Origin of the sequence: Cognatilysobacter xinjiangensis, from assembly GCF_014651995.1 — a bacterium.
Classification (GTDB): Bacteria; Pseudomonadota; Gammaproteobacteria; order Xanthomonadales; family Xanthomonadaceae; genus Cognatilysobacter; species Cognatilysobacter xinjiangensis.
Genome location: NZ_BMXY01000003.1, coordinates 222164 through 245662 on the forward strand (window position 1 = coordinate 222164; position 23499 = coordinate 245662).

General features: G+C 71.8%; 23 protein-coding genes. 12 read left to right on the forward strand and 11 right to left on the reverse strand.

What is annotated here, in order from left to right; genetic code table 11:
• Positions 1 to 10: 10 nt before the first annotated feature.
• On the forward strand, positions 11 to 955 hold the full coding sequence (locus tag IE066_RS11820) for a pyridoxal-phosphate dependent enzyme (RefSeq protein ID WP_189450121.1): 945 nt from the start codon (positions 11 to 13) through the stop codon (positions 953 to 955).
• Positions 952 to 2478 (forward strand): ArnT family glycosyltransferase, encoded by a 1527-nt coding sequence (locus tag IE066_RS11825; RefSeq protein WP_229790798.1) that lies wholly within the window; start codon positions 952 to 954, stop codon positions 2476 to 2478. The genes IE066_RS11820 and IE066_RS11825 overlap by 4 nt, the downstream gene beginning before the upstream one ends.
• On the opposite strand, the gene IE066_RS11830 is transcribed toward IE066_RS11825, so the two are convergent.
• From IE066_RS11830 to bioB, 6 genes are read right to left on the reverse strand one after another with little or no spacing between them, the layout of a single operon-like run.
• Positions 2438 to 3391 (reverse strand): multidrug resistance efflux transporter family protein, encoded by a 954-nt coding sequence (locus IE066_RS11830; RefSeq protein WP_189450123.1) that lies wholly within the window; start codon positions 3389 to 3391, stop codon positions 2438 to 2440. The genes IE066_RS11825 and IE066_RS11830 overlap by 41 nt on opposite strands.
• A complete protein-coding gene (gene bioC, locus IE066_RS11835) occupies positions 3388 to 4302 on the reverse strand; it encodes a malonyl-ACP O-methyltransferase BioC (RefSeq protein WP_189450125.1) in 915 nt (304 codons plus the stop codon). The genes IE066_RS11830 and bioC overlap by 4 nt, the downstream gene beginning before the upstream one ends.
• Complete coding sequence (gene bioH / locus IE066_RS11840; protein ID WP_189450127.1) at positions 4299 to 5096, reverse strand: pimeloyl-ACP methyl ester esterase BioH; 798 nt, start codon at positions 5094 to 5096, stop codon at positions 4299 to 4301. Before bioH ends, bioC begins: the two co-directional genes overlap by 4 nt.
• 1 nt (position 5097) lies before the next feature.
• Positions 5098 to 5493, reverse strand: a complete 396-nt coding sequence (locus IE066_RS11845; RefSeq protein ID WP_189450129.1) for an ACT domain-containing protein — start codon at positions 5491 to 5493, stop codon at positions 5098 to 5100.
• Positions 5490 to 6737, reverse strand: a complete 1248-nt coding sequence (gene bioF / locus IE066_RS11850) for an 8-amino-7-oxononanoate synthase (protein WP_189450131.1) — start codon at positions 6735 to 6737, stop codon at positions 5490 to 5492. Before bioF ends, IE066_RS11845 begins: the two co-directional genes overlap by 4 nt.
• Positions 6673 to 7725 (reverse strand): biotin synthase BioB, encoded by a 1053-nt coding sequence (bioB, locus tag IE066_RS11855; protein ID WP_189450388.1) that lies wholly within the window; start codon positions 7723 to 7725, stop codon positions 6673 to 6675. The genes bioF and bioB overlap by 65 nt, the downstream gene beginning before the upstream one ends.
• Before the next feature lie 77 nt (positions 7726 to 7802).
• Here bioB and IE066_RS11860 point away from each other — a divergent pair, with 77 nt between their 5' ends.
• The 6 genes from IE066_RS11860 to IE066_RS11885 all read left to right on the forward strand — a co-directional run bounded on the left by IE066_RS11860 (position 7803) and on the right by IE066_RS11885 (position 13276).
• Positions 7803 to 8555: a ComFC family protein gene (locus tag IE066_RS11860; protein ID WP_189450132.1), complete on the forward strand. Its 753-nt coding sequence runs from the start codon at positions 7803 to 7805 to the stop codon at positions 8553 to 8555.
• Positions 8552 to 9094 carry a hypothetical protein gene (locus IE066_RS11865; protein WP_189450135.1) on the forward strand — a complete coding sequence of 181 codons (543 nt, stop codon included), beginning with the start codon at positions 8552 to 8554 and terminating at the stop codon, positions 9092 to 9094. Before IE066_RS11860 ends, IE066_RS11865 begins: the two co-directional genes overlap by 4 nt.
• Before the next feature lie 194 nt (positions 9095 to 9288).
• Entirely contained in the window at positions 9289 to 10317 is a 1029-nt protein-coding gene (locus IE066_RS11870; RefSeq protein ID WP_189450137.1) for a TIGR00266 family protein, read from the forward strand.
• Positions 10318 to 10499: 182 nt separating this feature from the next.
• Positions 10500 to 11525 carry a patatin-like phospholipase family protein gene (locus tag IE066_RS11875; protein ID WP_189450139.1) on the forward strand — a complete coding sequence of 342 codons (1026 nt, stop codon included), beginning with the start codon at positions 10500 to 10502 and terminating at the stop codon, positions 11523 to 11525.
• Positions 11526 to 11558: 33 nt separating this feature from the next.
• Positions 11559 to 12011: a BLUF domain-containing protein gene (locus tag IE066_RS11880; RefSeq protein ID WP_189450141.1), complete on the forward strand. Its 453-nt coding sequence runs from the start codon at positions 11559 to 11561 to the stop codon at positions 12009 to 12011.
• Positions 12012 to 12091: 80 nt separating this feature from the next.
• Positions 12092 to 13276: a GGDEF domain-containing protein gene (locus IE066_RS11885; protein ID WP_189450144.1), complete on the forward strand. Its 1185-nt coding sequence runs from the start codon at positions 12092 to 12094 to the stop codon at positions 13274 to 13276.
• A gap of 3 nt (positions 13277 to 13279) precedes the next feature.
• Here the strand turns inward: IE066_RS11885 and IE066_RS11890 are convergent, their stop codons facing one another.
• On the reverse strand, positions 13280 to 13756 hold the full coding sequence (locus tag IE066_RS11890) for an Lrp/AsnC family transcriptional regulator (protein WP_189450146.1): 477 nt from the start codon (positions 13754 to 13756) through the stop codon (positions 13280 to 13282).
• Positions 13757 to 13876: 120 nt separating this feature from the next.
• On the opposite strand from IE066_RS11890, the gene phhA reads away from it, so the two are divergent.
• Positions 13877 to 14767, forward strand: a complete 891-nt coding sequence (phhA, locus tag IE066_RS11895) for a phenylalanine 4-monooxygenase (RefSeq protein ID WP_189450149.1) — start codon at positions 13877 to 13879, stop codon at positions 14765 to 14767.
• A gap of 67 nt (positions 14768 to 14834) precedes the next feature.
• Here phhA and IE066_RS11900 read toward each other — a convergent pair whose 3' ends face one another.
• From IE066_RS11900 to dinB, 3 genes are all read right to left on the reverse strand, one after another.
• Positions 14835 to 15206 (reverse strand): hypothetical protein, encoded by a 372-nt coding sequence (locus tag IE066_RS11900; RefSeq protein WP_189450151.1) that lies wholly within the window; start codon positions 15204 to 15206, stop codon positions 14835 to 14837.
• A gap of 103 nt (positions 15207 to 15309) precedes the next feature.
• Entirely contained in the window at positions 15310 to 17697 is a 2388-nt protein-coding gene (locus IE066_RS11905; protein WP_189450153.1) for a sensor domain-containing protein, read from the reverse strand.
• A 117-nt stretch (positions 17698 to 17814) separates the two neighbouring features.
• Positions 17815 to 18924 carry a DNA polymerase IV gene (gene dinB / locus IE066_RS11910; RefSeq protein WP_189450161.1) on the reverse strand — a complete coding sequence of 370 codons (1110 nt, stop codon included), beginning with the start codon at positions 18922 to 18924 and terminating at the stop codon, positions 17815 to 17817.
• A gap of 216 nt (positions 18925 to 19140) precedes the next feature.
• Here dinB and IE066_RS11915 point away from each other — a divergent pair, with 216 nt between their 5' ends.
• From IE066_RS11915 to IE066_RS11925, 3 genes are all read left to right on the forward strand, one after another.
• Positions 19141 to 19461 (forward strand): hypothetical protein, encoded by a 321-nt coding sequence (locus IE066_RS11915; RefSeq protein WP_189450163.1) that lies wholly within the window; start codon positions 19141 to 19143, stop codon positions 19459 to 19461.
• Positions 19462 to 19525: 64 nt separating this feature from the next.
• A complete protein-coding gene (locus IE066_RS11920) occupies positions 19526 to 20578 on the forward strand; it encodes a class 1 fructose-bisphosphatase (protein WP_189450165.1) in 1053 nt (350 codons plus the stop codon).
• A gap of 102 nt (positions 20579 to 20680) precedes the next feature.
• Positions 20681 to 22171, forward strand: a complete 1491-nt coding sequence (locus tag IE066_RS11925; RefSeq protein WP_189450167.1) for a sigma-54 dependent transcriptional regulator — start codon at positions 20681 to 20683, stop codon at positions 22169 to 22171.
• Here IE066_RS11925 and IE066_RS11930 read toward each other — a convergent pair whose 3' ends face one another.
• The gene (locus IE066_RS11930) at positions 22172 to 23485 is read right to left on the reverse strand and encodes a transporter (RefSeq protein ID WP_189450169.1); all 1314 of its coding nucleotides are present in this window, start codon (positions 23483 to 23485) and stop codon (positions 22172 to 22174) included.
• Positions 23486 to 23499 lie beyond the last annotated feature (14 nt).

Below are 23499 nucleotides of genomic sequence, written 5' to 3' on the forward strand. Positions count from 1 at the left end.
CCCCGCTTTCATGACCGACCCGGGATTCGACGACGTCCTCGCCGCCGCCGCGCGCATCGCGCCGCATGCGCACGTCACGCCGGTACTGACCTCGCGCACGATCGATGCGCTCGCCGGATGCGACCTGCACTTCAAGGCCGAGCATCTGCAGCGTATCGGCGCGTTCAAGTTCCGCGGCGCCTGCAATGCGGTGTGGTCGCTCGACGAGGACGGGGCGCGGCGCGGCGTGGTCACGCATTCCTCCGGCAACCACGGCGCGGCGCTCGCGCTGGCGGCGTCGAATCGCGGCATCGCCTGCCACGTCGTCGTGCCCGAGGGCGCCGTGCCCGGCAAGCTCGCGGCCATCGCCGCCTACGGCGCCGTGCTGCATCGATGCGAGCCGACCATCGAAGCGCGCGAAGCGATGTGCGCGCAGTTGCAGCAGTCGCTCGGTGCGCGCCTGGTGCATCCGTACACCGATCCGCTGGTCATCGCCGGCCAGGGCACCGCCGCACTCGAGCTGCTGGCGACACGGGCGCTCGATGCCATCGTGGTGCCGGTCGGTGGCGGCGGGCTCGCCGCGGGCACCGCGCTCGCGATCGCCGGCGTGTCGCCATCGACGCAGCTGTATCTCGCCGAGCCCGCCGGCGCGGCGGAAACCGCGGCCTCGCTCGAGCGCGGCGCGCGCGTCACCGCATTCACGCCCGACACCGTCTGCGACGGCCTGCGCGGCACGCTCGGCGCGATCAACTTCGACATGCTGCGCGCGCATGGCGCCAGGGCGCTGGTGGTGGACGACGCCGCCACGCTCGCGGCAATGCGGCTGGTCTGGACGCGCATGAAGCAGCTCGTCGAGCCGTCGTCGGCCGTCGCGCTCGCGGCGGTGCTCGCCAATCCCGATCTCTTCGCCGAGCGGCGCGTGGGCATCGTGCTGTCGGGCGGCAACGTCGATATCGAGGCAATGGTGCGCGCATGAGCGAGGCCCCGGTCCGGCTGCCGCGCATGCTGCGACGGCCGTGGCCGTGGATCGCGCTGCTCGCCGTCGTGCTGGCGCTGGGCTTTCTCGGCTCGCGCGGCATCTGGGACCCGGACGAGGGCCGCTACACCAACGTCGCGCTCAACATGCTCGACAGCGGCGACTGGCTGAATCCGCGCCGCAACGACGAGGTCGGCCACTGGACCAAGCCGCCGCTCACGTACTGGGCGATCGCCAGCAGCATCGCGCTGTTCGGGCAGACGCCTTTCGCGGCGCGTCTGCCTGCGGCGCTCTCGTACCTGCTGTGCGTGCTGTTCGTCGCGCGCATGGCGCGGCGGATCGCGCCGGGCAGCGAACGCACCGCGGCCGTCGTCTACGCGACGATGCTGTTTCCGTTCGGCGCCACGCAGCTCATCACCACCGATTACGTGCTCGCCGCCACCGAGACGCTGGGGGTATGGGCGTTCGTCGAGGCGCGCTTCGGTTCCGCTCGCCGCGCGCTGTACTGGCTGGTGCTGATGTGGGCGGGTTTCGGCCTCGCGTTCCTGACCAAGGGCCCGCCCGGGCTGCTGCCACTGCTGCCGATCCTCGCCTACGACTGGCTGCTGCGCGGCCATGCGCATCGCCGCGTGCTGCAGTGGAGCGGGCTGCTGGTGTTCATGGCGGTCGCTCTGCCCTGGTACGCGGCGGTGATCCACGGCAACCCGGGGCTGCTGCGCTACTTCCTCGGCGACGAGGTGGTGGGCCGCATCGCCAGCAACGAATTCCGACGGCATGGCCAGTGGTGGGGCTGGATCGCGATCTACGCCCCGACACTGCTGCTCGGCACGCTGCCATGGACCGGCACGTTGTGGCGTTGGCTGCGCGCGCTGCCGGTCCAACTGCGCGAATGGCGCCTGCCCGTGCGCCGCGACGAGCAGCGTGGCTGGCTGCTGGTCACGCTGTGGCTCGCATTGCCCTTGATCGTGTTCTGCCTGTCGCGCTCGCGGCTGCCGCTCTACATCCTGCCCCTGTTCGGCGCGCTCGCGCTGCTCGTGGCGATGCAGCGCCAGCGCGAGGGCCGCGCGCTGCCGCCGTGGCCGCGGCTCGTGGCCTGGGCCGTGTTGCTGCTCGCGCTCAAGGCCGCCGCGGCTTACTGGCCCACGCACAAGAACGCCGCCGACTGGGCGCGCGAGATCCGCGCGCGCACGCAGGATCGCGTCGGCGAGGTGCTGTTCGTCGACGACATGGCGCGCTACGGCCTGCACCTGCACCTCGGGCGTGGCGTGGAGATCGAGCGCATCACGCTGGACCCGTATCCGCAGTCGCGCTTCAACCCCGACTACGACGAGGACCTCGCCACCGAACTCGGGGAGCACGAGCCGGACACGCTGTGGATCACGCATGCGCGGTTGTGGCCGCAGGTACGCGAGCGCATCGAGGCGCAGGGCTTCGACGTCGAGGCGCTGGGCGCGCCCTACCGCGAACGCGTGCTGTTCCGCGTCACGCCGCGGCCGGCGGACGCCGCGCGACCAGCGCGCTGAACAGCACGATCGCGGCGATCACCAGCAACGCGCCGACTGCTGCATGGCCGGTCGGCCAGCCCTCGCCGAGCCAGAGCGCGCCGATCGCGGTGGCGAACAGGATCTCCGCCGCCTGCATCGCTTCGGCCGCGGCCAGCGCGACAGGATCGCGCCGCACCAGTCCCGTCGCACGGAAGAACAGCACCGTGGCGACGATGCCCGCGCCGAGCGCGACGCCGCCCGTCAACCCGACCTGGCGCAGCGGCGGCGCGCCGGCGGCCAGCTGCGCATAGGCCACGAACGGCAGCCACAGCGGCAGGCTCGCGAGCGTCATGCCGAACACGCGCTGGGTGGCGTCGAGTTCGATGCCCGCGCGTTCCAGGTGCAGCATCAGCCCGCGATTGCCCAGCGGATAGGCGAACGCGCTCACCGCGACGCAGGCGATCGCGATCCATGCCTGAGCGTCGAGCCGTCCACCGGCCTGCGAGCGCTGCATCAGCAGCACGCCGGCGAAGGCGATCAGGCCAGTGACCAGCGCCGCCGGCGGAATGCGCCTTCGCGCATCGCGGTACAGCAGCGGCGCGCAGAGCATGCCGGCGACCACGGTGAGCTGGAACGTGCCAGCGACCAGCCACGCCGGGCCGCTCGCCGCCGCATAGCTCAGGCAGGCGTAGAACAGCACGAAACCGATGCCGCTCGATGCGAGCCAAGCGCCCGGATGCGCACGCATCGCGCGCCACAGCGGCGTCCAGCGACCGCGCATCAGCGGCAGCATCAGCGGCACCGTCCACAGGTAGCGCAGCGACGCCGTCCACGCCCAGTGCCCACCGTCGAGCGCGGCGGCGCGGTTGAGCACGTAGGTCGAGGTGAAGAACAGCGCCGACGCGAGCGCCAGTCCGACCGCCGCGAGCGCCAGGCGTGCGGGCGCGTTCAACCGCGTCGCCGGATCGGGATCTGCGAGACCGGCACGCGCACCTCGTCGATGCCGCCCATGCGGATCGGCGCGCCCGGCTTCGGGCCCCAGGCCTGCGCGTAGACGACGTCCCAGGTGACCGGCAGGCCCTGCTCGGTGCGCAGCGCCTCGTAGGCCTGCGCGGCGCGCGCGAAACGTGCGCGGCCGGTGAGCGCGCGGCGGCGATCGCGCATCGCATTGGTCGCGCCCAGCGTGCGCAGCTCGCGCATCAGCGTGGGCAGGTCGGGCTGCGACACGCGGAACAGGTCGCGGTCGAGCACCGGATCGCGGAAGCCCGCGGCGATCAGCGCGTCGCCGAAGCGCGCGATGTCGACGAACGGGCTCACGTGCGGCGCGTCGTCGGCCTGCGAGAACGCCTCGTGCAGCTCCATCAACGTCTGGTCGCCGAAGGTCGACACCAGCAGCAGGCCGTCGGGTTTCAGCACGCGACGGAAACCCGCGAACACCGCCGGCAGGTCCTCGATCCACTGCAGGCAGAGGTTGGAGAACAGCACGTCGACGCTGCTCTCGCGCAAGGGCAGCGAGAGCGCATCGGCGCGCAGGATCTGCGGCTTCCTCGAGAAATCCAGCAGGCCGCGCTTCGTCGACACGCGACGCTGCGCCTCGCGCGCCATGCCGGGCGCGAGGTCGAGGCCGATCACCTGCGCTTTCGGCCACTGCGCCTGCAGCAGCGCGGTGCCGTGGCCGGTGCCGCAGCCGACGTCGAGCACCAGCTGCGGCGTGCGCGCGCCCAGCGCCTTGTCCTCGTAGTAGGGCAGCGATTCGGCGAGGCGCACGCCGACCTCGCGCTGCAACGCGGCGGCTTCGTCGTAATGCGTGGCGGCGCGCGAGAAGGCGCGGCCGACCTGGCGGTGGTCGAAGATCTCGCTCATCGAAGCTGCATCGTCATGTCGTGGCCGTGCGCGAAAGCGCGCGTGGCGAAATCGTCGATGGCCTGCGCGACCTCGTCCGCCGCGCCGAGGAAAGGCACGTGGCTGGCGTCGCGGATCACCAGGCTGGTGGCATCCGGCGCGAGTTCGGCGGCCGCGGGCATGGCGCCGGCGGGCACGAGACGGTCGCGGCGGCCGGAGATCCACAGGCTCGGCACGCGAAGCTGCGGCAGTTCATTGCGTGCATCGAATGCGTCGAGCAGTTCGAGCCCGCGCAGCAGCGCCGCGGGCGCGGGCTCGCCGCGTTCGAAGGCGCGCGCGCGCAGGTCCCGCAGCTCGGTCTGCGCACTGGCCGAGCCCAGTGCTTCCAGCGCGAGGAAACCGTCGAGCGTGCCGCGGAAATCCCTGGACAGCGCGTCGCCGAAATCGCGGAACAGCGTCGGCTTGACGCCATGAGGCCAGTCGTCGGCGACCACGAAGCGCGGCGACGAAGCGAGCATCACCAGTCCGCGCACGCGCGCCGGTTGGTCGAGCGCCGCGCGCAGCGCGAACTGCCCGCCGAGCGACCAGCCCAGCCACACCGCGTCGGGCACCGCATCGACCAGCACCGGCGCGAGCGCAGCGGGATCGAGCGGCATGTCGCTGTCGTGCGAGCGCCCGTGGCCGGGCAGGTCGACGAGATGCAGCGTGTAGTGGCCGCGCAGGCGTTCGACCAGCGGCATGAACAGCCCGCCGTGCATGGCCCAGCCGTGGACGAGCGCGATGGACGGGCCATCGCCGTGCGATTCGATGTGCATGTCAGTTCCCGCGCAGCGCGTGCAGCGCGGCGATCGCATCAGCGCGACGTGCCGCCGGCACAAGCAGGTGATCGTGATGAAAGCCTGCCAGCACGTTGCAGGCGATGCCGGCATCGGCCAGCGCACGCGACACGGCCGCGGTAAGGCCGACCGCGTCGAGCGCGGAATGCACGCGCAAGGTAAGCCATGCCGCGACGAAGCGGGGCGACTCGCCGTGTTCGCGCGCCACGTGTTCCGGCACGACGTAGGTGATGCCCTCGCGCTCGTCGATGCGCGCGGCGGCCTGCGCGTCGAGCGCGGCGTCCGGCGCACGGCGCGTGAGCAGCGTCCAGGTTCCGTCGCGCGGCTCGACGTCGAGCGTGCCGAGCATCGTCGCGAGATCGGTCTCGCCGCTCACGGACTCACCGCCTCGAATGCGGTGTCGCGCGCACGCGCCAGCGCTTCGACGAGCGCATCGACGTCGTGCGGGGCATGCAGCGCGGTCAGCGTGACGCGCAGCCGCGCGGCGCCTTCCGGCACCGTGGGCGGGCGGATCGCGGAGACCCAGTAGCCGGCGTCTTCCAGCGACTTCGACATCGCGAGCGCGCGGCGGTCGTCGTGCGTCATCACCGCCTGGATCGGGGTGTCCGACGGCAGCACGTCGAGGCCGTTCTGCGCGGCGCGCTCACGGAAACGCGCGACGAGCGCGCGCAGCGTGTCGCGGCGGTCGTCGGCGCGACGCGCGATGCGCACGGCCGCGAGGCTCGCCGCCGCGAGCGGGGGCGGCAACGCGGTGGTGTAGACGTAGCCGCGCGCGGTTTCCGACAGGTACTGCACGATGTCCTCGTCGCCGACGACGACCGCACCGTACGTGCCCAGCGCCTTGCCCAGCGTGGCGAGCTGCAGCGGCACGTCGCGAACGCCGTAACCGGCGGCCGCCACGCTACCGCGGCCTTCGGGGCCGAGCACGCCGATGCCGTGCGCATCGTCGACGTAGAGCAGCGCGTCGTGGTGCCGCGCGACGGCAACGAGGTCGTGCAGCGGCGCGACATCGCCGTCCATGCTGAAGACGCCGTCGGTCGCGATCAGCGCCGGTGCGCCACCGGCGGCCACGATATGGCGCTCACCGGTACCGACCTCGCCGTGCGGATAGCGGCGCAGCGTGGCGTCGGACAGCCGCGCGGCATCGATCAGGCTGGCGTGGTTGAGCCTGTCCTGCAGGCAGACGTCGCCCTTGCGCAGCAGCGCCTGCAGCACGGCGAGGTTGGCGACGAAGCCGCTGCCGAACAGCAGCGCACGCGGCGCCTGCAGCCAGTCGGCCATCTCGCGCTCGAGCGCGTCGTGCAGCGCATGGTGGCCGCAGACCAGGTGCGAGGCCGTGCTGCCGACGCCGTCGACGCTCGCGTCGCGCAGCGCGGCGATCACCTCGGGATGCTGCGACAGCCCGAGGTAGTCGTTGCTGCAGAAATTCAGCAGCGCGCGCCCGTCGACCTCGCAGCGCATGCCATCGCGTTTGCCGACGGTGCGGCGCACGCGGCGTCGCGCCGCGGCGTCACGGGCGGCGTTGGATTCGGCGATGCGCTCGCGCCAGATCACCTCAGGCCGCGCAGCCGCAGCCCGTGCCGCAGCCCATCGAGGCGGCGCCGAACGCCGGCTCGGCATCGACGATGTCGGCGTGCACGGTGTTCGCCGTCTCCGTCACCTGCATCGCGCGCAGGCCGAGGCGGTCGAACAGCGCAAGGTCGCGCTCGGTGTCGGGGTTGCCGGTGGTCAGCAGCTTCTCGCCGTAGAAGATCGAGTTCGCGCCCGCGGCGAAGCACAGCGCCTGCAGCTCGTCGCTCATCGACTCGCGGCCGGCCGACAGGCGCACCATCGAGCGCGGCATCATGATCCGCGCCACCGCGATCATGCGCACGAACTCGAACGGATCGAGCGCCGCGGTGCCGGCGAGCGGCGTGCCTTCCACCTGCACCAGCTTGTTGATCGGCACCGAATCCGGATGCGCGGGCAGGTTCGCCAGCGCCTGCAAGAGGCCCGCGCGCTGCTCGCGCGTCTCGCCCATGCCGACGATGCCGCCGCAGCAGGTCTTCATGCCGGCGTCGCGCACGTGCGACAGCGTGTCGAGGCGGTCCTGGTACTCGCGGGTCTGGATGATCTCGCCGTAGAACTCGGGCGCGGTGTCGAGGTTGTGGTTGTAGTAGTCCAGGCCCGCCTCGCGCAGCGCCTTCGCCTGCGTGCCCGACAGCATGCCGAGCGTGGCACAGGTTTCCAGGCCGAGCGCCTTCACCTCGCGGATCATCTCGGCGACCTTCGGGATGTCGCGGTCCTTCGGGCTGCGCCAGGCCGCGCCCATGCAGAAGCGCGTGGCGCCGGCGGCCTTGGCCTGCCGGGCCTTGGCGAGCACGGCGTCGGTTTCCATCAGCTTCGTGGCGTCGACGCCGGTGTGGTAGCGCTGCGCCTGCGGGCAGTAGGCGCAGTCCTCCGGGCAGCCGCCGGTCTTGACCGAGAGCAGCGTCGAGACCTGCACCTCGGCCGGGTCGAAGTGCTGGCGGTGCACCGTGCCGGCGCGATGCAGCAGCTCGGTCAGCGGCAGCGCGAACAGGGCGAGGATCTCCTCGCGCGACCAGTCGTGGCGCAGGCCGGCGGGCACGGCGCGCACTTCACTGACAGCTTCCATAGGATTTTTCCGACAGTCACGCCGAGGCGGGGCGGGCAGTCTGGAAACCTATGGACGCGACTGTCAACCCGATCGCCCCGCCGCCGGTTGACGGCCTGCGCGAGCGCCTGGCCTTCTGGCTGCGCAACGACGCCACCCGCCTGCTGTGGCCGACCCGCTGCCTCGCCTGCGAGGACCCGGGCCTGGACGGCCTGGATCTCTGCGCCGCCTGCGAGGCCGCGCTGCCGGTGAACCGCAGCGCGTGCCTGGGCTGCGCGCTGCCGCTGCCCGACGCCGGCGGCATCTGCGGCGCCTGTCTCGACGGCCGCTCGCCGATCACCGAAACGCATGCGCCCTTCCTCTACGCCGCGCCGCTCGATCGCCTGCTGCCGCGGCTGAAGTTCGGCGGCGACCTCGCCGCGGGCCGGCTGGTCGCACAGCTGATGGCCACGCGCCTGCGCGAGGCGGCACGGCCGCAGGCCATCGTGCCGGTGCCGCTGCACCGCGCGCGCTTGCGCCGGCGTGGCTTCGACCAGGCGCTGGAGATCGCGCGTCCGCTCGGGCGCGCGCTGGGCGTTCCGGTGCTGCCGGGAGCGTTGGTGCGGCTGCGTGCGACGCAGGAGCAGTCGCGGCTGTCCGCGATCGCGCGCCGGCGCAACCTCAAGGGCGCGTTCCAGGCTTGGCCGAAGCTGCCGCTGCCCGAACACGTGGCGATCGTCGACGACGTCATGACCACCGGCGCCACGCTGCGCGCGGCCGCGAGCGCCCTGCGCCAGGCCGGGGTCAAGCGCGTCGACGCCTGGGTGGCGGCACGCGTGCCATGAGTGGCGCCCCCCGCCCGCGCCGCCGGCAGCAGGCGCGCCTGCGCCATCTCGCCGCCCTGCTGCTCGCCGCGCTGGCCGTGCTCGCCGTACCCGCGGTGCGCGCCGACCAGTTTGAATACGTGCAGTTGCCGGATGCACAGGCGGCGCTGCGGCGCCTGCAGATCGGCAGCGTCGTCCACGTCTACTGCGCGGCCTGCGGCGAAACGGCCTCGCGCCGCATGACCGTCCGTTCCAGCGGAATCGCCCGCATCTGGGACGACCCGCGCGGCGCCACCGTCTACCGCAGCCCCGAAGGCCGCGCGTACTGGACGGTCGAAGTGAATGGCCGCGCGATCGACCTCGCCTACGTCTACGTGCGCGACGGGCGTCGCTGGCGCAATCTTGCGGCCGCGGTCGGCCTCCAGCCGGTCGAAGTACCGATCGTGCTGCCCGAGGCGGTGACCGGCCGGCGTTGGCTGTGTGGCGATGGCCGCGACGACACGGAGCGCGAGGTGTTCAATGCGCGCCGTGATCCGTGCCAGGCCGGCCCGGAACGCTGAGTCGCGTCCGCAGCGGCGCGGTCCGACCAGAGAATGGGCCGCGTCCGACGCCGGAGCGTGATGGACGCGCACGGTGAATCGCTTCCCGTACAGGCAGCATGCCGGCGCCTGCGTGTCGCGCGCATGACCTGCGACGGATGCCCGCCTTCGCACCCTCGCTACACTTCCTCCCTTCCGCCGACATGGAGCGCGCCGTGAGCCAGTGGTTCTTCGTCAATTCCCGCACCAGCGAGCGCGTGGGCCCGCTCGATCCGGACGCCGCCTTCGCCTACGCGCGGCAGAACCCCGACCACGTGTGCTGGCGCGACGGCCTGTCGGGCTGGCAGCCGGTGCGCGCGATGCCGGAGTTCGCCGAGGCCTTCGGCGGCCCCGGCACGCACATGCCGCCGCCTCCGCCGCCGATGGCCGGCTCGCGCGGCATGAACGACGACATCGACTACCGCATCGTCGGCAACGACATGCCGTTCGTGGAGATCGAGCTCGATCCGGGTGAGAGCGCGATCGCCGAAGCCGGCGCGCTGATGTACAAGGACGCGGTGGTCGGCATGGAGACCGCGTTCGGCGACGGCTCGCGCAGCGGCCAGGGCGGCGGCTTCATGGACAAGCTGATGAGCGCGGGCAAGCGCGTCATCACCGGCGAGAGCCTGTTCACCACGGTGTACACGCACAACGGCCAGGGCAAGGCGCGCGTGGCCTTCGCCGCGCCGTATCCGGGCACCGTGCTGCCGATCCGCCTGTCCGAGCACGGCGGCCGGCTGATCTGCCAGAAGGACTCGTTCCTCGCCGGCGCGCGCGGCGTGCAGGTCGGCATCCATTTCCAGAAGAAGATCCTCACCGGCCTGTTCGGCGGCGAGGGCTTCATCATGCAGAAGCTCGAGGGCGACGGCTGGGTGTTCGTGCATGCCGGCGGCACGCTGGTCGAGCGCGACCTCGCACCCGGCGAGCGCCTCGACGTCGACACCGGTTGCGTGATGGCCTTCCATCCCACCGTCGACATGGACGTGCGCCCGGTCGGCGGCATCAAGTCGATGTTCTTCGGCGGCGAAGGCGTATTCCTGGCCACGCTGACCGGCCCGGGCAAGGTCTGGCTGCAGTCGCTACCGTTCTCTCGCATGGCGGGGCGCATGCTGGCCGCGGCGCCGCAGGGCGGCGGCAAGAACGTGGGCGAGGGCTCGATGCTCGGCGGTCTGGGTCGCCTGCTCGACGGCGACAACGGCTTCTGAGCCTGCGGGCGCCACGATGGCGCACGGCGGCGGTCGCCGCCGCGGTGGCGCGAACGCCGTCCCCGGCGTCCCCGTCGGCCGCGACATGGCGCTGCGCGACGACGCACACGCCGTCAGCCCGTCTTAAGCGGCCACCGGCGCGGGGCGGCGACAATGCCCGCCCCGCTGCCCCGATCAAGCCCATGACGTCCCTGCGCACGCTCGCCACCGCCACGCTGTTCACCGCCGTCCTCGCCGGCTGCGGCGGCAACGAGACGCGCCCCTCCCCGGCGGCGGTGAAGCCCGCGGTGGTCGCCGCGCCCGTCGCGCCGGTGCGCGTGGGCCTCGCGCTCGGCGGCGGCGCGGCCAAGGGCTTCGCGCACATCGGCGTGATCAAGATGCTCGAGGCCAACGGCATCAAGGTCGACGTGGTCAGCGGCACCAGCGCCGGCAGCGTGGTCGGCGCGCTCTACGCGAGCGGCATGGACGCGTTCGCGCTGCAGAAGCAGGCGGTCGCGCTCGACGAAGACCGCATCAAGGACGTGCGCCTGTTCTCCGGCGGCCTGGTGCAGGGCCAGGCGCTGCAGGACTACGTCAACGCGCAGGTGCGCAACCGCCCGATCGACCGCCTCGGCAAGCCGTTCGCTGCGGTGGCCACGCAGCTGGAAACCGGCGAGCGCACGGTGTTCGTGCGCGGCAACACCGGCCAGGCGGTGCGCGCGTCCAGCAGCATCCCCGGCGTGTTCGAGCCGGTGGCGATCGGCAGGTCGCATTACGTCGACGGCGGCGTGGTCAGCCCGGTGCCGGTGGACGCCGCGCGCCAGCTCGGCGCCGATATCGTCATCGCGGTCGACATCTCGACCAAGGCCAGCGGCAAGGCGCCGGGCAGCCTGCTGGGCACGGTCAACCAGTCCATCACGATCATGGGCCAGAAGCTCGGCGCGCAGGAACTCGCGCGCGCCGACGTGGTGATCCGCCCGAGCGTCAACGACATCGGCCCGGCGGCATTCGAGCAGAAGGCCACCGCGATCCTCGAGGGCGAGCGCGCGGCGGTGGCGGCGCTGCCGCAGATCCGCGCGAAGATCGCGCAGCTGCAGCAGGCGCGTGCGCAGGCCGCGCGCAGTCGCGCCGAAGCGCAGGCCGCCAAGGACGCCGAACGCGCGCGCGCGGCCTGCAAGGCGCAGCAGGGCCGGCTGTCGAAGCTGGTGGGCCGCGATCCCGCCTGTTGATCGATCCGCCGGCGCGTGACGCCGGTACGCGCGATGTCGACGCGCGACATGCAGACTGTCGCGATGATCGATGCACTTCTCTACGAAAGCCGCGCCGACGAGCGCCTCACCGATGCCGAACTCGAGGTGATCCTGATCGGCTCGCGCGTGCGCAACGCCCGTCGCGGCATCACCGGCGCGCTGCTGCGCGACGGCGACCGCATCGTGCAGTACCTCGAAGGCGAGCCCGCCGCGATCGAGCGCACGCTCGGCGCCATCCAGGCCTCGCCGCTGCACCACGACCTCGCGGTGATCGAGCGCGCCACCGGCGTCGAACGCGCGTTCGACCGCTGGTACATGGGCTTCCGCGGCTTCCATGCCGACCATCGCCGCGCCGCGGCCACCGGGGAATGGGTCGATTCGCTGGCCCTGGTCCGCGACCGCATCGAGGGCAATGCGCCGCTCGCACGGCTGGTCGCGCTCTGGGACGAATTCGAGGCCGCCTGACGCGCCGCTGTCGCTGTCGCTGTCGCTGTAGAGCTTCCGTGCCGCGCCGATATCGCGCCAACGCCTCCTGACGCCCGCCCATGCACACCATCGACATGATGTCGGCCCTTGTCATCGGCGGCAGCGGCGCGTTCGTCAGTGCCGGCATGATGCGGCTGGCCATGCAGACCGACCGCAGCCTGCGCCGGCCGCTTCGCTGGTGCCTGTGGGGATTCCTGCTGCTGGGCTTCGGGCTGTCGCAGAACGCGTTCACCAGCTGGGCCTGGCGGCTGCCGATCCTCGTCGGCGCGTCGGCCACACTGGCGGCCACCGCGCTGGTCTCGCGCGGCCTGCTGGCCCTGGCAACCGGCCACGTGGTGCGCCATCCGGCGCTGCTCGACGTGCTGCTGCCGACGGGCGTGCTGGCACTCGCGTGGACGCAGGGCCACCACGCGTTCGGCATCGTCTTCCATGCGGCCTGCCTGGCCGTTTCCAGCGCCGCGGCGGTGGCCCTGCGCCCCGCGCTGCTGGCGCCGCGCAGCGCGGCCGAGATGACGGTGGCCGCCACGATGACGTTCTACGCCGCCACCTGGGCCTACGGGCTGTTCGGCGCCATGACCTACTCGGGCCCCGAGCGACGCCACCTCATGTACGTGCCCGAGCCCGCGCTCAGCCTGTACGCGGCGACCTATGCGCTGCTGCCGCTGGTGGTCGGGGCGCTGGTGCTGAACCTCGCCAATGCGCGGCTGGGCCAGCGCCTGCGGGTGCAGGCCGGCACCGACGAACTCACCGGGCTGATGTCGCGCCGCGCGCTGCACGAGGGCGTGGACGCCTGGCATGCCGAGGTGCTCGCGCAGGGGCGGCGGGCCGCGCTGCTGCTCATCGACGTCGACCACTTCAAGCGTGTCAACGACACCTTCGGCCACGAGGGCGGCGACGAGGTGCTGCGCGCGCTGGGGCGCCACATGCCGCGCCAGCTGCGCGCCGGCACGCGGCTGGCGCGCTACGGCGGCGAGGAGTTCCTCGCCCTGCTCGACGCCGGTTCGCTGGACGAGGCGGTGCAGGCCGCCGAGCGCCTGCGTGCCTCGATCGCCGCCGCGCCGCTGGGCGGGGTGCCGGTCACGATCAGCGTCGGCGTCGCGGGCTGGCCCGCGGACGTGGCCTTCGCACGGGCGCTGGCGCGGGCCGATGTCGCGCTCTACGAGGCCAAGCGCGCCGGTCGCGACCGCGTGGTGCTCGACGTCGAGCCGGCCGGTGGCCGCCGCGCGGGCGAGGCGGCCGGCTGAGCCTCAGCCGCGCGGCAGCGGCAGGCCGCGGAACGCCTTGACGGTGCGCAGCACGAAGCTCGAATTGACGTCGGCCACGCCAGCCTGGTTGAGCAGGCGGTCGAGCAGGAAGCGCGAGAAATGCTCGAGGTCGCGTACCGCGACCTGCAGCAGGTAGTCCATGTCGCCGGTCAGCGCATGGCAGGCCACCACCTCCTCCCATTGCTCGACGAAACCGCTGAAGGCCGCCACGGAGGCCGCATCGTGGCGCACGAGCTGCACGCGCACGAAGGCCTGCAGGCCCAGGCCCAGCCGCTCGGGATCGACCTGCGCCGCGTAGCCGGCGATCACCCCGTCACGCTCGAGCCGCTGCACACGGCGCAGGCAGGCCGAGGGCGAGAGGTGCACGCGCTCGGCCAGTTCGGCGTTGGTCAGCCGGCCCTCGTGCTGCAGGGCAGCGAGCAGGAGCAGGTCGGTGCGGTCGAGGTCGATGGTGGCCATCTGTTGCGCGTTTTCCTCGTATGACGCACGGATCGTGCGCCACGGGCCTGCAGGGGCGCAACAACGCAACCCCGTTGCGCGCCGCGCCGTCTAGATTGGAGCGTCAGCCGGAGGCCCGCCATGAACGCCCAGCCGCAGCGCATCGAGCACCAGCTCACCGACAAGGGCTACGTGCCCGTCTACACCACGGCCGTGATCGAGCAGCCCTGGTCCGGCTATACGCCGATCGACCACGACGTCTGGGCGCAGCTGTTCGAGCGCCAGCAGAAGATCCTGGTCGGCCGCGCCAGCCAGGCGTTCCTCGACGCGCAGCGCGCCATGCACATGAGCGCGCACGAGATCCCGAAGTTCGACGACCTCAACAAGGTGCTGCGCGCGGCCACCGGCTGGGAGCTGATCGGCGTGCAGGGCCTGCTGCCCGAGCTCGACTTCTTCGACCACCTCGCGAACCGGCGCTTCCCGGTCACGTGGTGGATCCGCACGCCCGAGCAGATGGACTACCTGTCCGAACCGGACCTGTTCCACGACCTGTTCGGCCACGTGCCGCTGCTGATGAACCCGGTGTTCGCCGACTACATGCAGGCCTACGGCCGCGGCGGGGTCAAGGCGCACGGCATTGGTCCGGAGGCGCTGGCCAATCTCACGCGCCTGTACTGGTACACGGCGGAATTCGGCCTGATCCGCGATCCGGACGGACTGCGCATCTACGGCAGCGGCATCCTGTCGTCGAAGGGCGAATCGATCCACTGCCTCGAGTCGGATGCGCCGAACCGCATCGGCTTCAACCTCGAGCGGATCATGCGCACGCGCTACCGCATCGACACCTACCAGAAGACGTATTTCGTCATCGACTCGTTCGAGCAGTTGTTCGAGGCGACGCAGCCGGACTTCACCCCGATCTATGCGCGCCTTGCGCAACAGGACTCGATCCCCGCCGGCCACGTGCGCGAGGGCGATCGCGTGTTCAACCGCGGCACCGGCGAGGGCTGGCTGACCGACGGCGACGTCTGAGCCGCGCTGGCGACACAAAAAAAGGGCCGCCCGGAGGCGGCCCTTTTCGTTTCCACCCGAACGCGGATTACTGGCCGTTCGTGTTGTTCTTGCCGTCGGCGGCCGCGTTGGCCTCCTCGGCGGCATTGCGCGCCTGCTCGGCGGCGTCGGCCGACTGCTCGGCGGCGTCGGCGAGGTCGTCGCGGCGGGTCTCTTCGGTGCCACCGACATTGGCCGCAGCGTTGGCGGCGGTATCGGCGGCGGCGGCGGCGGCGTCAGCGGCCGACTGCGCGGTGGCGGCAGCCTGCGCATCGCCCGTGGCGGCGGCGTTGGTCGCGGCTTCCTGCGCCTCGCCGGCGGCCTGGGCGGCCTCGCCGGCCGAATCGGCGGCCTGATCCTTGTTGCAGGCCGTCAGCGCCAGGCCGAGCGCGATCGCGAGCAGCATCTTGTTGGTGTTCATGGAAAGCTCCTGGATTCGAGACGACGCGGTCTCGCGTCGCGCACAGGATCGCCAGCGGCCGTAAAGACCAGGCGAAGACCGGCCGTAGAGCCTGAACGGCCGCTCAGCCGGCGGGCTCGGCCGCGACCGGCGCCACCTGCGTGGCGGTCTCGAACGGCAGGGGCTTGGCGAACAGGTAGCCCTGCAGCTCGCCCGCGCCGCTGCTGCGCAGCCAGTCGCGCTGGAACTCCGATTCCACGCCCTCGGCCACCACGCCCAGTTGCAGCGTGCGCGCGAGCGCGATCACCGCCTCGCATATCGATCGGTCGCTCGCGTCGGATTCGAGGTCGTTGACGAACGAGCGATCGATCTTGAGCCGATGGATCGGCAGGCGTTTGAGGTAGCTCAGCGACGAATAGCCGACGCCGAAATCGTCGATGGCGAGCGTCACGCCCAGTTCGGCCAGCGCCACCATCACCTGCGCGGCGCGCGCGGGATCGTCGACGATCACGCTCTCGGTGAGTTCGAGCTCCAGCGCGCCGGGCGGCAACTGGAACTCGCGCACGACCTGCTGCACGTCGTCGAGCAAGCCGTGCGCGAACTGCATGGCCGACACGTTCACCGACAGCCGCACGTGGCCCAGGCCCTGTTGCGCGAGCAGCGCATGATGGCGCGCGGCCTCGTGCAGCACGCGGCGGCCGAGTTCCACGATCAGGCCGCTCTCCTCGCAGACGGCGATGAATTCCGAGGGCGGCAACAGGCCGCGACGCGGATGCTGCCAGCGCACCAGCGCTTCGAGCGCGACCAGGCGCAGGTCGGCGGAAAACAGCGGTTGGAACAGCAGGCGGAATTCGCGGCGCTCCAGGCCTTCGCGCAGCTCCTGCAGCAGTTGCAGCTTGCCGCCGCCCGATGGCGTGGCGCCGGCGCGGTAGGCCACCGTGCAGTTGCGGCCCTGCTTCTTGGCCTTGCCCATCGCGAGCTCGGCGCACATCAGCAGGCTCTCGGCGCTGCCGGCGTCCTCCGGGTAATGGCTGTAGCCGATGCAGGCGCTGAGGTTGCAGCGCTCGACCACGCTTTCCAGCGGCTCGACCAGCGCCGCATGCACGCGCGCGGCGACGCGCTCGGCCTGCATCTCGTCCTCGCCGTCGAGCACGACGACGAACTCGTCGCCGGTGGAGCGGCCGACCAGCGCGGCCGGCCCGAGCACGCGACGCAGGCGTGCGCCGATTTCGCACAGCACGCGATCGCCCGCGGCATGGCCGAAGCCGTCGTTGACCAGGCGGAACTCGTCGAGGTCGACGATCAGCACGCTCACCCGCGCCTCGCCCTGCAGGCCGCGCAGCAGCTCGCCGATGCGCTCGAGCACGAAGTGGCGGTTGGGCAGGCCGGTCAGCGCGTCGTGCGTGGCGCGCCACTGCATCTGCAGTGCATGCTGGCGGCGCTCGGTGGTGTCGGCCATCAGTCCGAGCACATGGCTGACGCGGCCCTGCGCGTCGCGCATCGGGGTGATGCGGTAGTCGTACCAGAACGCGGTGCCGTCTCGATGCAGGCCCTGCAGCTCGACCTGCACTTCCTCGCCCTCGCGCAGCGCACGGTGCACGGCCTCGGCAACGGCCGGCTCGTCGGCCTGCAGGAAGTCGAACGGGCGGCCTTCGATGTCGACCGCGGCGTAGCCGGTGATCTGTTCGAACGCGGGATTGGCGTAGACGATCGGCAGCGCCGGATCGGCGGCGTCGGCGATCAGGATGCCGTTGCCCGAGGCGTGCACCGCGCGCTCGAGCAGGCGCAGGCGCGTGGACATGATGCGCTGCGGGCGACGGTCGATCATGCCGCCTACCATGCGCACCGCGTGGCCGTGGCCGTCGCGCTGGATGTAGCCGCGGTCGAGCACGTCGGTGTAGGTGCCGTCGCCGCGCTGGAACGCGTACTCGTCGGTCCAGTAGGTTTCGCCGGCGCGGATCGCGGCATCCAGCCCCGCGGTGACGCGGCTGCGGTCGTCGGGATGCACGAGGCGCGTCCAGTCGTCGATCAGGGTCGGCAGCGTGGCCGAGTCGAAACCGAAGTTGATGGCGAAGCTGTCGCTGAACCAGATGCGGCCGGTGGCCATGTCCCAGTCGTAGCCGGCATCGCTCATCGCCTGCGCCATCAGGCGCACGCGGGCCTGCGCGCGCTCGGCCTCGCTGACGTCGCGCGCCACCACGAGGCGCGCGGGGCGGCCGTCGTAATCGATGTCTGCGACCTGCACCTGCACGTGCATGTGGCTGCCGTCGCGGTGGCAGTGCAGCCAGAAGCCCTCGTCGCGCGCGCCGCGCGGGCGGCGCAGGTGCGCGAGCAGGCGTTCGTGTTCGGATTCGGGGCGCAGGTCGAGCAGGGTCAGAGAGCGCATGGCCTCGCGGTCGTAGCCGTAGGCCGCGGCGGCCGCGGCATTGGCGGCGAGGATGCGAAGGCTGCCGGGCTCGTAGACCCACATGGGCACAGGACTGGCGTCGAACGCGTTGAAATCGGCGGCCATTCCGGTTGTCCACGGTGTGAAGCACCGTCCCCCGTTCACATTGCCATGCGCCGGGGTCGAAAGGAATGCTTGCGCGGCCGTGACCGATGCCACGTGCCGACGCCCGCGCCGCGCGCATCAGGCGTCGTGCGCGGGTTCGAACAGGTCGACCTGCGGGCCGGGCTCGTGGAGGTTCGCCAGGCCCACGCCGATCAGCCGATACCGCGTCGACGCGGGCAGCGCCACGCGCTCGCGCAGCGACACCGCGAGCGCGGCGAGCGCCGCGGCGTCGCCGGGCATGCGCGCCGGCGTGAGCGAGCGGGTGAGGATGCGGAAGTCGGACGTCTTGAGCTTGAGCACGACGGTGCGGGGGCGGCGGGCGGGGCGCCCCTCGTGCGCGTCGCGCTCGCGCTGGCGCAGCCACGCGGCCCAGGTGCGTTCGGCCATGCGCGCGATGTGCGGCGCGAGCGCGTCCAGCGCGAGATCGTTCTCAAGCGTGTCCTCGCTGGAGATCTGCGTGTGCGGGCGCTCGGGCTCCACCGGATGCTCGTCGATGCCCCAGCTCAGCTCGTGCAGGCGCCGGCCCCATCGGCCGAAACGTTCGATGAGCGCCTCGCGGCCGGCCTCGCGAAGGTCGATGACCGTGCGCAGGCCCATCGCTTCAAGCTCGCCTTGGGTGACCCGGCCCACGCCCGGCAGGCGTCCGACCGGCAATGGCGCGAGGAAGGCCTCGACCTTCGACGGCGGCACCACGAACAGGCCGTCGGGCTTGCGGTGGTCCGAGGCGATCTTGGCGACAAACTTGTTCGGCGCGACGCCTGCCGATGCGGTCAGCCGAGTGGTCTCGCGGATCTCGGCGCGGATGGATTTCGCGATGTCGGTGGCGCTGGCCAGGCCCGACAGCGGCACGGTGACGTCGAGATAGGCCTCGTCCAGCGACAGCGGCTCCACTAGCGCCGTATGTCGCGCGAAGATCGCGCGGATCTGCCGCGAGACCTCCTTGTAGCGCGCGAAGTCCGGCGGCACGAACACGGCATCCGGGCAAAGGCGCTCGGCACGCACCGCGGGCATCGCCGAGCGGATGCCGAACACGCGCGCCTCATAGCTCGCCGCGCAGACCACCGAGCGCAGGCCCTTCCAGGCGACAACGACGGGGCGGCCGCGCAACGACGGATCGTCGCGCTGCTCCACGCTCGCGTAGAACGCGTCCATGTCGACGTGGATCACCTTGCGCACGGGTGCGCTCATCGCGCGGCCCCCGCGCACGCGACGACGCCTGCGCGCACGGCGCGCGTCGGCGTTGGGCTACGGGCGATGCGGACGGACACGGCCCCGCGATTGTCGCCCGCGAACGGGCGCGCGTCGCCACTGCCGGTCTAGGCGGCCGGCAACGTTCCCGGGCGATCGCGACCTCGCGCTCACGCGCGGACGACCACGCTCTGCGCCCCCTGCCGGACCCGCTCCATGCACGAGATCACCGCCGACCGCCTCCACCAGCAGCATGCCTACTTCGAGGACGGCATCAGCCATGCCATGCGCCGCGCCGGCGCGGGCCCGGACTTCGTGCTCGAGCGCCGGCTGATGGGGCAGGCGCGCCTGCTGCAGACGATGCTGGCCGACCGCGCCGCCGCGCAGGCCGCGGCCGATGCCGCCGAGGCCGCATGTCGGGTGATGGACGCAGCCGATCCCGACGCGCCGCTGCACATGCTGGCGATCGCGCGCGACAACCTCGCGCGCCATGTGCGCCGCCATGCGCTCGGCCTGCCGCGCCACCACGCCGCCTGACGCCTCGACGCTGCCTCCGGCGCGATCGGCGACAATGCGCATCCCGTCCGGATGCCGACCGCCGATGAACCCGACCGCCTCGCCCGTTTCGCTCACCCGCTACCTGATCGAGGAACAGCGCGAAGGCCGCATCGGCCCGAACCTGCGCCTGCTGATCGAGGTGGTGGCGCGCGCCTGCAAGTCGATCTCGATCCAGGTCGGCAAGGGCGCGCTCGGTGGCGTGCTCGGCGATGCCGGCAGCGGCGGCGAAGCCAGCATCAACGTGCAGGGCGAGGCGCAGAAGAAGCTCGACGTGCTCTCCAACGAAATCCTGCTCGAGGCCAATGCCTGGGGCGGGCATCTGGCCGCCCTCGCATCGGAGGAGATGGACCATTGCGTCGCCATCCCCGACGAGTACCCGCGCGGCAAGTACCTGCTGCTGTTCGATCCGCTCGACGGCTCGTCGAACATCGATGTCAACATCTCGGTCGGCACGATCTTCTCCGTGCTGCGCTGCCCGGAAGACGTGGAGACGGTCGGCGACGAGCACTTCCTGCAGCCGGGCACCGCGCAGGTCGCGGCCGGCTACTGCACCTATGGCCCGAGCACGATGCTCGTGCTGACGATCGGCAACGGCACGCACGCCTTCACGCTCGACCGCGAGATCGGCTCGTTCGTGATGACCACGCGCGGCATGCGGATTCCCGAGGAGACCAGGGAATTCGCGGTCAACATGTCGAACCAGCGCTTCTGGGAAGAACCGATGCAGCAGTACGTCGGCGACCTGCTGGCCGGCAAGGAAGGCCCGCGCGGCAAGGACTTCAACATGCGCTGGGTCGCCTCGATGGTGGCCGACGTGCACCGCATCCTGACCCGCGGCGGCATCTTCAGCTATCCGCTCGACAGCAAGTGCGCGCCCAAGGGCGGCAAGCTGCGGCTGATGTACGAGGCCAACCCGATGGCGTTCCTGGTCGAGCAGGCGGGCGGCGCGGCCAGCACCGGCCGCCAGCGCATGCTCGACGTGCGGCCCACCGGCCTGCACCAGCGCGTGCCGGTGTTCCTCGGCTCGAAGAACGAGGTCGAGGCCGCGGTGCGCTATCACGCGGAGCACGACGCACAGGCACGCGCCGTCGCGTAAACGTCAAGGTTGTGTGAAGGCTGTCACGAAAGCTTGACCTGACACCTGCAGGGGCTACCTTTGGCCTTCGGCGCGTGGGCGCCGACGACAGGGAGTCGCCGCATGACGAGTGGGAGCGCGGGCCGGGACCTGATTCACGTTGCGCGGGCGGGATGCGCGCCGCCGCCCGCGCATCTGCAGCCACTGGGCTGGAAGCTGCATCCCGCCGCCGACGTGCGCGGGGTGCTGCGCATCGTGCAGCGACGCGCGACGCATCCGTTCGCGGGCCTGCTCGATCTGCGCGACGGCTTCGACGAGCAGGCGCTGGCCGAATTCGGGCCGGCGCTGGCCGCCAGCAACGTCGGCTGGGTCGCGGGCGTCACCGCCGAACAGCTCGACGAGCCCGCGGTGCGCCGGCTGATCCGCGACTACTGCTACGACTACGTCACCCTGCCCTGCCCCGAGAACGTGATCGACACGGTGATCGGGCATGCGCACGGCATGGCGCGGCTGGCCTGCCAGTCGGCGGTGCGGCTGGTGCAGGAAGGGCTCGAAGGCATCATCGGTGAGAGCGGGGCGATGAAGGCCCTGGCGCGTGCGCTGTGCAAGGCCGCGATGACCGAAGCGCCGGTCTTCATCGCCGGCGAGACCGGCACCGGTAAGGAGCTCGCCGCGCAGGCGCTGCATGCGCATTCCAGGCGCCGCGGGATGCCGTTCGTGGCGATCAACTGCGGCGCCATCCCACATTCGCTGATCCAGTCCGAGCTGTTCGGCTACGAGCGCGGGGCGTTCACCGGCGCACAGGCGCGCAAGCTCGGCCGCATCGAGATGGCCCACGGCGGCACGCTGTTCCTCGACGAGATCGGCGACCTGCCGATGGAAAGCCAGGCTTCGCTGCTGCGCTTCCTGCAGGAAGGCACCTTCCAGCGTCTCGGTGGCCACGACACGGTGCGCGTGGATGTGCGCATCGTTTCGGCCACGCACCACGACCTCGAGGCGCTGATCGAGCAGGGCCGCTTCCGCGCCGACCTCTACCACCGCCTGTGCGTGCTGCGGCTCGCGCAGCCGCCGCTGCGCGAGCGCGGCGGCGACATCGACCTGCTCGCCGCGCATGCGCTGTCGCGCTATTCCAGCGAGGGCCAGCGCGTGATCCGCGGTTACTCGTCCTGCGCACGGCGCGCGTTGCACAGCTACGACTGGCCGGGCAACGTGCGCGAACTCATCAACCGCGTGCGTCAGGCCGTGGTGATGTGCGAGGGCCGGCTGATCACCGCGGCCGACCTCGGCCTCGACGCGATCGCCCCGCCCACGCCGCCGACGCTCGAAGAGGTTCGCGCCGACGCGACGCGGCGCGCGATCGAGGCGGCGCTGCAGCGTTGTCAGGGTCGCCTTGTGGATGCCGCGCGCGAACTCGACGTCTCGCGCGTGACGCTCTACCGCCTGATGGTGCGCTACGGCCTGCGCGAGGATGCCGGCGACGACGCGCCGGCCGCGGGCCTCGTGCCGACGCCCATCGCAACGACGCTGGCGGTCACCGGCGGGCGTCGCGCCAGCGACCGCCGCGCGCCGCCGGCGACCGATCGCCGTCGTGCGCGCGGCCTGTCGCTGGCCTGATCAGAACGGCTTCGAGCCGCGCAGGGCGAACACGAAGTTGGGCGCGTCGGGCGTGAGGCCGGCAGCGAGCTGGCCGTTGAACGTCCAGCCCGACGGCAGCACGTAGCTGGCGCCGATGTTGAACGCGGTGGCATTGCTGGAGCTGCCGGGCACGCGTGAGTACGCGCCGCCGGGCGCGCGCGTGTGCGTCGCGGCCTGCAACGCGCTGGCCACGCTGAAGCTCATCGCGGCGCGGTCGTTGAGCGCGATCGCCACGCCGCCGCTGAGCTGAAGAATATGGCCGAGGGCGACGTCCGCCGGTGCCACGGTGCCGACGATCGGCGAGATGTCGTCGAAGCCTTGCGGACGGCTGTAGGTGTAGCCGAGGTTGCCGAACAGGATCACCGGGTCGTAGGTGCGCAGCAGCGACACGTTCGCGGTCGCGCTCCACACGCCGGTTCCGGTGGGCAGTTCCTCGGGCACGTTGAGGTTGGTGTTGTCGCCGTCGGCCTGGATCAGCTTGAGGCCGAACGGATCGCGGCCGCTCGGCCCGCGCACGCGCAGGCTGGCGACGATGTCCGGCCGGCGTGCGGCTTCCTTCACCAGCTGGTAGTACACCGCCGCGCTCGCATCGCCGACGCCGTGCGAGCGCACGTGCACCTCGCTCACCGTGTTCGCCGCACCGCCGGCGCCGCCGCTCACGAAGCGCGTGTCGCGCACCACGTAGGGCAGGTTGGCTTCGATGCTAAGGCGATCGGTGAGGCCCCAGCGCCCGGTCACATCGAAGGTGCCGATGCTGGCCTTGCTCTGGTCGAGGTTGATGGTGCCGAGGAAGATCGCATCGAGCGCGAGGAAGCCGCTGAGCGTGAGCGCGCGGCGGTCGTAGTAGCTGTATGAGCCGCCGACGTCGAGGGTGAAGCGGCGCTCGAACAGCGGCGCGTGCTCGCGGATCACCAGCGCCTTCTCCTGCTGGCGGCGCTGCTCGTCCTCGTCGCGGCGCGCCTCGCCGACCTGCACGGGCGCATCGGCGGGTGGCGGCGCCTGCTCGCGCGCGATGCGCGCGGCATCCACGGGCGCGGGAGCCTGCTGCTGGGGCGCAGGCCCGTCGGCCAGGCCGCGGCCGCGCTGCTGCGAAAGCTGCAGTTCCTCGACCTGCGCACGCAGGCGCGCGATCTCGGCTTCCTGCGCATCGAGCTTGGTGGTGAGCGTGCGGAGCGTGGAATCGATGTCGCCCGCCTCGCTGGCGGGCGGTTCGGCGGCGAAGGCCGCCGGCGTGGCGACGGCGAGAGCGGTGACGAGCAGCGCGTCGGCGAGACGCGGCGGGCGTGGCGGCATGTCGTGATCCTTGA

Excerpts from the sequence above, each read along its gene's own strand:
- IE066_RS11820 (WP_189450121.1), top strand. The coding sequence starts at position 11 with ATGACCGACCCGGGATTCGACGACGTCCTCGCCGCCGCCGCGCGCATC.
- IE066_RS11825 (WP_229790798.1), top strand. The coding sequence starts at position 952 with ATGAGCGAGGCCCCGGTCCGGCTGCCGCGCATGCTGCGACGGCCGTGG.
- bioC (WP_189450125.1), bottom strand. The coding sequence starts at position 4,302 with ATGAGCGAGATCTTCGACCACCGCCAGGTCGGCCGCGCCTTCTCGCGC.
- bioH (WP_189450127.1), bottom strand. The coding sequence starts at position 5,096 with ATGCACATCGAATCGCACGGCGATGGCCCGTCCATCGCGCTCGTCCAC.
- bioF (WP_189450131.1), bottom strand. The coding sequence starts at position 6,737 with ATGCCGAGCCGGCGTTCGGCGCCGCCTCGATGGGCTGCGGCACGGGCT.
- IE066_RS11860 (WP_189450132.1), top strand. The coding sequence starts at position 7,803 with ATGGACGCGACTGTCAACCCGATCGCCCCGCCGCCGGTTGACGGCCTG.
- IE066_RS11865 (WP_189450135.1), top strand. The coding sequence starts at position 8,552 with ATGAGTGGCGCCCCCCGCCCGCGCCGCCGGCAGCAGGCGCGCCTGCGC.
- IE066_RS11875 (WP_189450139.1), top strand. The coding sequence starts at position 10,500 with ATGACGTCCCTGCGCACGCTCGCCACCGCCACGCTGTTCACCGCCGTC.
- IE066_RS11880 (WP_189450141.1), top strand. The coding sequence starts at position 11,559 with ATGTCGACGCGCGACATGCAGACTGTCGCGATGATCGATGCACTTCTC.
- IE066_RS11885 (WP_189450144.1), top strand. The coding sequence starts at position 12,092 with ATGCACACCATCGACATGATGTCGGCCCTTGTCATCGGCGGCAGCGGC.
- IE066_RS11890 (WP_189450146.1), bottom strand. The coding sequence starts at position 13,756 with ATGGCCACCATCGACCTCGACCGCACCGACCTGCTCCTGCTCGCTGCC.
- phhA (WP_189450149.1), top strand. The coding sequence starts at position 13,877 with ATGAACGCCCAGCCGCAGCGCATCGAGCACCAGCTCACCGACAAGGGC.
- IE066_RS11900 (WP_189450151.1), bottom strand. The coding sequence starts at position 15,206 with ATGAACACCAACAAGATGCTGCTCGCGATCGCGCTCGGCCTGGCGCTG.
- IE066_RS11905 (WP_189450153.1), bottom strand. The coding sequence starts at position 17,697 with ATGGCCGCCGATTTCAACGCGTTCGACGCCAGTCCTGTGCCCATGTGG.
- dinB (WP_189450161.1), bottom strand. The coding sequence starts at position 18,924 with ATGAGCGCACCCGTGCGCAAGGTGATCCACGTCGACATGGACGCGTTC.
- IE066_RS11915 (WP_189450163.1), top strand. The coding sequence starts at position 19,141 with ATGCACGAGATCACCGCCGACCGCCTCCACCAGCAGCATGCCTACTTC.
- IE066_RS11920 (WP_189450165.1), top strand. The coding sequence starts at position 19,526 with ATGAACCCGACCGCCTCGCCCGTTTCGCTCACCCGCTACCTGATCGAG.
- IE066_RS11925 (WP_189450167.1), top strand. The coding sequence starts at position 20,681 with ATGACGAGTGGGAGCGCGGGCCGGGACCTGATTCACGTTGCGCGGGCG.
- IE066_RS11930 (WP_189450169.1), bottom strand. The coding sequence starts at position 23,485 with ATGCCGCCACGCCCGCCGCGTCTCGCCGACGCGCTGCTCGTCACCGCT.